General features: G+C 64.6%; 9 protein-coding genes. 1 reads left to right on the plus strand and 8 read right to left on the minus strand.

The window, feature by feature from the left end; all coding sequences use genetic code 11:
* Both EOC93_RS30910 and EOC93_RS30915 read right to left on the minus strand, forming a co-directional pair.
* Positions 1-1,139: ABC transporter permease subunit (locus EOC93_RS30910; RefSeq protein ID WP_164759349.1), on the minus strand; the 1,139-nt coding region annotated here is incomplete at its 3' end.
* A 78-nt stretch (positions 1,140-1,217) separates the two neighbouring features.
* Entirely contained in the window at positions 1,218-2,192 is a 975-nt protein-coding gene (locus EOC93_RS30915) for an ABC transporter substrate-binding protein (protein ID WP_127206519.1), read from the minus strand.
* 211 nt (positions 2,193-2,403) lie between these two features.
* On the opposite strand from EOC93_RS30915, the gene EOC93_RS30920 reads away from it, so the two are divergent.
* The gene (locus EOC93_RS30920) at positions 2,404-2,679 is read left to right on the plus strand and encodes a hypothetical protein (protein WP_095487090.1); all 276 of its coding nucleotides are present in this window, start codon (positions 2,404-2,406) and stop codon (positions 2,677-2,679) included.
* A 10-nt stretch (positions 2,680-2,689) separates the two neighbouring features.
* On the opposite strand, the gene EOC93_RS30925 is transcribed toward EOC93_RS30920, so the two are convergent.
* The 6 genes from EOC93_RS30925 to EOC93_RS30950 all read right to left on the minus strand — a co-directional run.
* Positions 2,690-3,775 carry a Gfo/Idh/MocA family oxidoreductase gene (locus EOC93_RS30925; protein WP_127206520.1) on the minus strand — a complete coding sequence of 362 codons (1,086 nt, stop codon included), beginning with the start codon at positions 3,773-3,775 and terminating at the stop codon, positions 2,690-2,692.
* Between the two features lie 56 nt (positions 3,776-3,831).
* The gene (locus EOC93_RS30930) at positions 3,832-4,596 is read right to left on the minus strand and encodes an ATP-binding cassette domain-containing protein (RefSeq protein ID WP_095487086.1); all 765 of its coding nucleotides are present in this window, start codon (positions 4,594-4,596) and stop codon (positions 3,832-3,834) included.
* Positions 4,593-5,594: an ABC transporter permease gene (locus EOC93_RS30935; RefSeq protein WP_095487084.1), complete on the minus strand. Its 1,002-nt coding sequence runs from the start codon at positions 5,592-5,594 to the stop codon at positions 4,593-4,595. The genes EOC93_RS30930 and EOC93_RS30935 overlap by 4 nt, the downstream gene beginning before the upstream one ends.
* Positions 5,591-6,580, minus strand: coding sequence for a substrate-binding domain-containing protein (locus tag EOC93_RS30940; RefSeq protein ID WP_127206521.1), 990 nt, complete (start codon positions 6,578-6,580; stop codon positions 5,591-5,593). Before EOC93_RS30940 ends, EOC93_RS30935 begins: the two co-directional genes overlap by 4 nt.
* 377 nt (positions 6,581-6,957) lie before the next feature.
* The gene (gene ugpC, locus EOC93_RS30945; RefSeq protein WP_127206522.1) at positions 6,958-8,043 is read right to left on the minus strand and encodes a sn-glycerol-3-phosphate ABC transporter ATP-binding protein UgpC; all 1,086 of its coding nucleotides are present in this window, start codon (positions 8,041-8,043) and stop codon (positions 6,958-6,960) included.
* A partial coding sequence (locus EOC93_RS30950; RefSeq protein ID WP_164759350.1) for an ROK family protein occupies positions 8,036-8,914 on the minus strand: 879 nt, incomplete at its 5' end. The genes ugpC and EOC93_RS30950, both read right to left, overlap by 8 nt.

An 8,914-nucleotide genomic window follows, 5' to 3' on the forward strand; every position in this document is an offset into this window, starting at 1 on the left:
CGGCCGAGCCGTTCGAGCACAGCGGTCGCCGGGATGACGCCGATGGCGAGGATCAGTGCCGCAGCACCGGCAAAAAGAAGGGAATTGCGGAAGGCGCGAACGGTCGAAGCCTGGCGGACAAGAACCTCGGCATAGTTGGACGCGGTCAACGTTTGCCAGCCAAGCGGGACACCGAAGGACGGCACGAGCGACGTCGCCAGCAGAGCGCAAGCCGGAAGCACGAGGATGAAGCCGATCGCCAGCCAACCGAGACCGGCCAGCAGCAGGCGGTAGCGCCCGAGCTCGAAACGCGCCGGCGTGCCTGAAGTAAAGCGGTGAGCGGCGCCGCGCAGAGCCAGCGACTGGCAAGTGACACCGGCCAGCGCCAGCACGCCGACCAGCACCGACAGCGCGGTGATCTGCGGCAAGACGCCAGGTCCAAAACTCGACAGGTCCTGATAGATCAGCGTCGGCAACGTCAGGTAGTTGACCGGCATTCCAAGCAGGGCCGGGATACCGAAATTGCCGACGCCGGAAACGAAGGCGAGTGCCGCCGAAGCCACGATATAAGGACGCACGATTGGCAGGACGATGGTTCGCAGCACGAAGAGCGGCCTGGCGCCGGAGGCCCTGGCTGCTTCGACGAGATCGCGAGGAATCCGCGAAAGCCCCGCCCGCAACGTGATGAAGACGATCGGCGCGTGCTGGACTGCGTAAAGCAGGATGATGCCATTGCGGCCGAGCATCGGATTGGGTGTGCCCGGTGGCGGCGCCATGCCGACCATGCCGAGAAGCGTGCTGGACGGGCCAAACAGATGCAGCCACGACAAAGCGGTCACCTGCGGCGCGATCATCAGCGGCAGCAAAAGCAGGAAACCAAGGGGCTTTCGCCCGGGCAGGTCGGTCATGGTGACGGCGATGGCGACGGGGCCACCGAGGCAGACCGCCAGCACGGCGCCGAAAAAGGCAGTATCCAGCGTATGCCACGTCGCCCGTAAGGCGGCGGGCTTGGCCAGGCGTTCGGCGAATGCGCCGAAATCGAGCTCACCGCCCGGCGCAACGGCCGCGACGAGGAGCCTGACCATCGGCAGCAGACTGAGCAGGGCGATGACCAGCAGAACGGCGAGCGCCGACGCGCGAAACCCCGATGTGGTCCGCACCCCGGGCCCGCGCCGTGCCGGCACGGACTGCCCGGGGAGGATATACTGCGCGGACGATACCACTGGCGGCTGGACTCGCTACTGGCTCATCACGGCGCCGAACTTTTCCTTGTTGGCGGCGTCGTTGGCGAGCGCGGCGGCCGCATCGTAGCGCAGCACCTTGATCGACGAGCGATCGGGATAGCCGGCCGGCAAGGCAATATCGGCGCGCGCCGGAATGTAGCCCATCTTCGCGGCGGCTTGCTGTCCGTCCTTGGACAGCAGGAAATCGACGAAGGCCTTGGCCGCCTCGGTGTTCTTGGCCGTGGACAGTATGGCGACAGGCTCGGTGACGGCCGAGACGCCTTCCCTCGGGAATACGAACTCGACGGGCGCGCCCTTGGCCCTTTCGCGGATGGGCATGTAGTCGACAATCATGCCGAACAGCTTGTCGCCGCCGCTGACGGCCTTCAGCACGTCGCCATTGCCGCCGCTTGCCTGGGCGCCGTTCTTGGCGAGCGCGTTGTAATAGTCCCAGCCTTCCGGCAGGTTTCCGGTCAGCGTCACGGTGTGGATCATCGCCGCACCCGAGGTCAGCGGGCTGGGCATCGCGACAAGGCCCTTCGCCTCCGGCCTGGTGAGGTCTTCCCAGCTCGCCGGCACGAAGGGCGCCTTGGTGTTGTAGACAATGCCGGTGGTGATCAGCTTGGTCGAGAAATAGGTCTTGTCCTTGTCGTAGAGGGTGGCGTCGATGCCGGAGACATCGGCCTCGGGATAGGCGAGCAGCCTTCCTTCCTTCTTCAGCCCTTCCATGGTCACAACGTCGGCGATCAGAAGCACGTCCGCCTGCGGCTGGCCGGCTTCGATCTCAGCACGCAGCTTGGCCAGGATCTTCGGTGTTCCATCGCGCACCCATTCGACCTTGACTGCGGGGTATTTCGCCATGAAGGCATCGACGGTCTGCTGAGCGTCGGTGTTGGGCTGGCTGGTATAGAGGACCAGCGTGCCGTCGGCAGCTGAAGCGCCTGCGATGGCGGATGCCAAAAACATGACGGCGAGAATGATCTTGCGCATGGAAAACCCCACTTCGTGTGAAGAGACGGATCCGGCTGAGCGCCGGATGCGAGAACGCTCTCCCTAGCGCCGCAGGATAAACCTATTGTGACAGGCGGGGATCGGCAAGGATGGCAGGTTTTTCGTCGCCTCGGACGATCCGGGGAACTTTTGCTCGGCTGGCGATTTTGGATGTATGGTGAGACGCTGAACGGCCAGAAGGTGATTGCCGATGACGACAAGACGCTTTGCGATCCGCGTGCTCGCTCTCGCGATAGGCTGTAGCCTATCCGCTTCCGCCTTCGCGGGCGACAAGCACCGCGACCACCGGGTTCAATCCGAACGCTACGTTCCCGCCGAAGACGATATCATCGACATCCTGTTTGGCGGCCCGCGCTACTATGACCAGCAGTTGGTCACCACGGCCGCAGGAGCCTGCTCCTACCACCGGATCGGACCCGACGCGAATGCGCTAAACAAGATCAACGATCACCATTGCGGGAAGTAGGCGCGGGCACTCAGCGCCCGCCAGCCTCCTTCATCCGCGCGATGATCTCGGCCATCAGCGCCAGGTCGCGGCGCGAATCCGCCAGGTCCGTCAATGGCCTGGTGCCATCTGAGATGTGGCGGTGGAAAGTCTCCAGCTCGTTGGAGAAGGCGTCGCCATAGAGCGGCCCGAAGGTCCGCGTGACCGGGCCGAGCGGTCCGGCTTCCGTCACTTCGAGCCGTGTCGGCAGGCTGCGGATATAGGGCGTGTCGTAGACGATGCGGATGCGTTTGGTGTTCGAGCGCACCTCGATCATGGCATCGAACAGGCCGAGATCGTCGACCACCGCGTCATACTGGCAGGCGAAATGGCCGTAGTCGAAGGTCACTGAGGTGTTGGCGCCGCCATTGGTCCGGTGCGCGGCGAGCACGCGAACCGGTTCGCCGATGAGCCCGCGCATCGCTGAGATGTGGTGCGACGACAGCGCGGTCAGGCCGCGATAGGCGCGCACGAGATCGGCCGGCGCATCGGCACCCACGACTTCGCGGATCAGCGTGTCGCGCTCCCTGGCGCCGCGTGCCAGTAGCGCCGAGTCGATATCGCTGGGATAGAGGATGTTCTGGCTCTTCTTCAGGAAATGCCGGCCTTCGGAGATCAGGTCGAAGATGCGCACATGAGTGATGTCGGCGAAGGCGGGTAGTTCGTCCCTGGCAGCCAGATAGGCAGGTGCATAGCGGCGCATGTAGCCGACGAAGATCGTCTTGGCGTAATTCGTCGTCAGCACCAGCAGTTCGTCGATCTCGCGCACCGTCAGACAAGCGGGTTTTTCCAGAAGGAGGTGCTTGTCGGCTGCTACGGCAGCTCGGACGAAACGGCTGTGGGTGTCATCTGATGACAGAACAAAAACTGCGTCGATGTCGGGCGAATTGATCAGCGCTTCTGCCGTTTCGAAGGCCTTGGCGGTTGGGTATTCGGATGTGCACAGCGCCACCAGGCTCGGCGAGACGTCATGGACGCCCGCTATCAGCCAGCGATCGCGCTGGTCGGCCAGCACCGGCAGATGGATCGACTGCGCGACCTCGCCAAGACCCACAAGTCCGACACGGATTATCGCCACTCGCAAACTCCCTTTGTATCATTCAATTCGTAACGAGATGGCCGGGTGGGTTGCCTCTACGCCGCGCCGGTGACAAGTGCGACGAGTTCGTTGCCGGTGGTCTCGGACGATCGGACCGTTGCCACCATCCGTCCCGCCCGCATCACCCAGATCTGGTCGGACAGGCGCCGCACCTGATCAAAATTATGGCTGACCAGGATGACGCTGACGGCCTGTTCGCGCAGCCGCCGGATCAGGGCTTCGACATTGGCCGTCTCCTGCACGCCGAGCGCTGCCGTCGGTTCGTCCATCACCACCACCTTGGCGCCTGAACCCGCGGCGCGGCAGATTGAGATCGCCTGTCGCTGTCCGCCCGACAGGCGCCGCACGCGCTGGCTGACCGAAGGCATGTTGATCGACAGGCGCGACAGCATGGCGCGCGCCTGTTGTTTCATGGCTTTGCGGTCGAGCAGGGCAAAGGGGCCGATCCGGCGCACGATCTCGCGGTTGAGGAACAGGTTCTGCGCCACGGTCAATTCGTCGATCAGCGCCAGGTTCTGGTGCACCGTCTCGATGCCGGCCTTGCGCGCCTCGTCGGGGTTGGCGAAGGGACGCGGCTGGCCGTCGAAGAAGATTTCGCCGCCATCCGGCACATGCACGCCGACCAGACAGCGTATTAGCGTCGACTTGCCGGCGCCATTGTCGCCGATGACAGCGGTGACCTCGCCGCGGCGGGCCTGGAACGCGACGTCGGTGAAGGCGCGAATGCTGCCGAAATGCTTGCTCAGCCCTTGGCAGGCGAGGATCGCCTCGGATGGCGGGATATGATGGACCGCGCTCATTTCTGGTACCGCATGATCAGAGCGGCCAGCACCACGATGGCGCCCACGGCGAGCGGCTGGTAGAACGCCGAAACGCTGAGCAGGGTCAGTCCGTTGACCAACGCGGTGAGCATCAGCGCGCCGATCGCCGGCCCAAGAATGCTGGCGCGGCCGCCGAACAGGCTGACTCCGCCGAGCACCACCGCCGCCACCGAATTCAGGAGAAGGCTGGTGTTGATCTGCGGTTCGGCCGAGCCGATGCGCGCCACCAGGAGCAGTGCGGCGATGCCGGCGCAGAAGCCTGAAATCGTATAGGCGGCGATCTTGACCCGGTTGGTGCGGATGCCGAGCGCGCCGGCGCTTTCGACCTGGCCGCCGGTCGCCAGCAGATGCACGCCGAAGCGGGTGTGGTAGAGCGCTATATGCGCCACGATGACGGCTGCGATCGCCACCCAGACGGGATAGCCGAACGGCCCTAAGGAACCCGAAGCCAGCCGCAGCAGGAAGGTCGAGCCGACCATTATCGGCTCGCCGCCTGACAGGATTAGGCCGAGGCCGGTGACGCCCGAAAGCGTGCCGAGCGTCACCACGAAGTCGGGTATTTTCCCGGCTGTGATGAGCACGCCGTTCAGGAAACCGACCGCGCTGGTGGCGGCGACAGCCAGCGCGCAGGCGAGGAAGATGCCATAACCCGCGGCGTCGACAAGGCCGAGGATGATGGCGCCCAGCATAACCGCGGCAGCCAGCGAGAGATCGATGCCGGCGGTCGCCACGACGAAGGTCTGGCCGATCGACAGCACGACCAGGATCGCCGCCGCTAGCAGCAGGGCCTGCAGATTGGCGATGCTGAGAAAGACCGGCTGGGCGATGCCGAAGACGATGACGAGGCCGACAAGGCCGACGACCGATGCCCAGTCGGCCCAGAAGGAAGGATCCAGGAGGAGAGCCGACAGGGAGGGGCGGCTCTCCTCCGCCGCGCCCGCGGTATGCACGGGCGCGTTTTGTTCAGGAGTGCTCACTTCAACATCTCGCGGAAGGGATCGGGATAGTCGCCGCCCGGGCGCGGGAAGTTCTTCAGCGAGGCTTCGGCATTGTCTTTGTTGATCAGCAAGACCGGCGCCGGCACGTTGGCGGGCAGTTCCTTGCCCAAGGCCGCCGCCTTACAGGCCTCCACGCCCATGGCGCCGACGACATAGGGATACTGGGCGACGGTGGCGGAGAGTTCGCCGGCCGCGACCGATTTCAGCGCATCGACGATGCCGTCAAGGCCGATCACCTTGACGTCCTTGCCCGAGGTCTGGACGGCGCGCTGGACGCCGAGCGCCATGATGTCGTTGGCGGCGAAGAAACCGGCGAGATCGGGATGCGCGGCCAGGATATCGGTGGCCGCGGTCAGCGCCTTCTCGCGGTCCCAGTCGGCGCTGACCATCACCACGACTTCGAGCTTGCCTTCGACGGCCTGCTTGAAGCCCTTGATGCGGGCGTTGCTGCCGACATCGCCGACGATGCCGGCCACCAGCGCGACCTTGGAGCCCGCAGGAACCAGCTTCAGCATCTCCTCGCCTGCCAATACGCCGGCGGCAACGTTGTCGGTGCCGATATAGGTTGAGATGGTGAAGCCGGCGGCCTTGGCCTGCTCGGCGTCGATGGTGCTGTCGATGTTGATGATCGGCTTGTTCTTCTGGGCGACAGGGACCAGTGCCTGGACGAGGTTGGAGACGCTGATCGGATTGACCAGATAGCAATCGAAATCCTGCATAGCCATGGCGGTCAGCCGATCGGCCTGTCCGGTGGCGTCGCCCATATTGGCGGCTGCCTGGATAGTGACGGCCACGCTGTCGGCCTTGGCCTGCTCTTCGATGCCCCGGTGCATGTACTGGAAGAACGGATTGTCGAGACCCTTGACGATAGCCGCGACCCTCGCCGCGTCTTCGGCTTGGGCGGGCATGGAAATAACGGTTGCAAACAGACCGGCGCCAAGCGTCAGGCAATTGAACATACGCATGCTCTTCCTCCTCCTAATTGTTGGTTGTGTCGCAATCGAACCGTTGTACGGCTAACGGAGTGCCTGTGCCGGCGAAGGCCAGCCCGGCATTTGCGATGACAAGCTGCCGACCGATCAGCGATTGCCAAACGGTTTGCGGGTTCCGCGCCCGGTCCGGGCCACTTTTCGTCAGGCATTTCTCCTCCCAGAGCGCTGACCGATGCCTGTCAGCATTTCCGCATGTTTTAGAAAAATTTGACACGCGTCAAGATTTAAAATGGTATGCAGCGGCTTTTAATGTGCTGCAGCGCAGCAGGGAAAGGGAGGAAGAACGCGGCGATGAAGGACAGGCTCTGGCGCTGTCCCGCCAACGTCTCCCGAATGTCGGGGAATTCAACTCAAGACAGCGAGGCCAGCGCCGGGCCATCCATACGAAACAGATGGCAGACCGCGGGAGAAATATCGAGCGCGATGGGGCTGTGCAGCGGCGTGGTGTCGCCACCTTCGGCCTGCACCACCAGGGTGACATCGGGCGCGACCTCGACATGCAGTATTGTCAGGCTGCCCAGCCGCTCCGCCAGCACGGCTTGCCCCTTGAACTGTCCGTTGGCCGAGATGCGGAGATGCTCCGGCCGCATGCCGAGCAGCAACTCGTCGCCGGGTCGGGTTGCGCCCGCCGCAACTGGCACGGACAAGGCCGAGCCGTCCGGCAATGTGACGGAGACGCCTTTGGGACCAGTCGCGGCCACTTTCAGCCTCAGCAGGTTCATCTTCGGCGAGCCGATAAAGCCGGCGACGAAGATGTTTGCCGGCTTGTTATAAAGATCGAGCGGCGAACCAACTTGCTCGATGTTGCCGCCGTTCAGCACGACGATCTTGTCGGCCATGGTCATGGCCTCGGTCTGGTCGTGGGTGACATAGATCATCGTCGCGGCCAGATGTTCATGCAGGCGCATCAGCTCAAGCCGCATGCTGACCCGCAAGGCGGCGTCGAGATTGGACAGCGGCTCGTCGAACAGGAAAACTTTGGGATTGCGCACGATGGCGCGGCCGATGGCGACACGTTGGCGCTGGCCGCCCGACAGCGCCTTCGGCCGCCGGTCGAGAAGATGCGAAAGCTGCAGCACCTCGGCTGCCTCTCGCACCTTGCGTTCCTTTTCCGCGGCGGAAACACCGGCGATCTTCAGTGCAAAGCCCATATTCTCGGCCACCGTCATGTGCGGATAGAGCGCGTAGGACTGGAACACCATGGCGAGCCCCCGCTCGGATGGATCGATGTCGTTGGCCCGCACGCCATCGATCAGCAAATCGCCGGCGGTGATCTTTTCCAGGCCGGCGATCATGCGCAGCAGCGTGGATTTGCCGCAGCCGGACGGGCCAACGAAGACGACGAATTCGCGGTCCTCGACGTCCAGGTCAAGGCCCTTGATGATCTCGACGGATCCGTAGGACTTGCGCGCACCACGCAGCTTGAGCTCAGCCATGGCTTGTCTCCCTGGCATCGGCACGTTCGGTCGCGCCGTGTTCGTTGTCGTCGTCCTGCGCCATCGCCAGTGGGGCGCCCGCTTCGCCCTCCCACAGGATCAGGCTGGCCGCGCCGATCAGTCCTGCGCGGTCGCCGAGCTGTGCCGGCACGATCGGCACATCCCGGTAGGCCGGCATGGCCCGCTGCTCGACGGTTGCCCTGATGGTTGGAGCCAACAGGTCGAAACCGTTGGCGAGGCCGCCGCCCATGACGATCAGGTCCGGCGAATAGAGGTGAAGCAGGTTGGTGAAGCCGATGCCGAGCCACTTCGCTTCCGCCTCGATCAATTCGAGCGCACTGATATCGCCGGCACGCGCGGCCTCGACGACGTGCCTGGCCGAAACGTCGCCGTCAGCCGAAAGGCGCCTGAGCAGGGAGCCATCGCCCGGCGCTGTCAGCGCCGTGGCGCGCCGCCCGAGCGCGGTTCCGGAGGCGACCGCCTCGAAACAGCCGACAGCGCCGCAGAAGCAGCGATCGCCCTCGCCGGTGATGGTCATGTGGCCGATCTCGGCCGCCAGACCGCGCCGGCCGTGATAGATATGGCCGTCGGCAACCACGCCGCCGCCAATGCCGGTCGACACGGTGACGAACACCAGCGAGCCGCTGCCACGGCCGGCGCCGAGGCGCCATTCGCCGAGAGCCGCCGCATTGGCGTCGTTCTCCAGCCGCACCGGCAGGCCGAATTGCCGGCCGAGAATGTCGATCAACGGCACGTCGTGCCAGCCGGCCAGGGTCGGCGGGGCGATCACGATGCCGGCCTTGGGATCAAGCGGCCCCGGCGCGCCGATGCCGATGCCGACGACATCCGCCTGTGGGCGCTGTGTCAGAAG

Source organism: Mesorhizobium sp. M6A.T.Ce.TU.002.03.1.1 (assembly GCF_003997275.1).
GTDB lineage: Bacteria > Pseudomonadota > Alphaproteobacteria > Rhizobiales > Rhizobiaceae > Mesorhizobium > Mesorhizobium mediterraneum.

Coding starts and splice junctions, on each gene's coding strand:
- EOC93_RS30920 (WP_095487090.1), top strand. CDS start 2,404: ATGACGACAAGACGCTTTGCGATCCGCGTGCTCGCTCTCGCGATAGGC.
- EOC93_RS30930 (WP_095487086.1), bottom strand. CDS start 4,596: ATGAGCGCGGTCCATCATATCCCGCCATCCGAGGCGATCCTCGCCTGC.
- ugpC (WP_127206522.1), bottom strand. CDS start 8,043: ATGGCTGAGCTCAAGCTGCGTGGTGCGCGCAAGTCCTACGGATCCGTC.
- EOC93_RS30940 (WP_127206521.1), bottom strand. CDS start 6,580: ATGCGTATGTTCAATTGCCTGACGCTTGGCGCCGGTCTGTTTGCAACC.
- EOC93_RS30915 (WP_127206519.1), bottom strand. CDS start 2,192: ATGCGCAAGATCATTCTCGCCGTCATGTTTTTGGCATCCGCCATCGCA.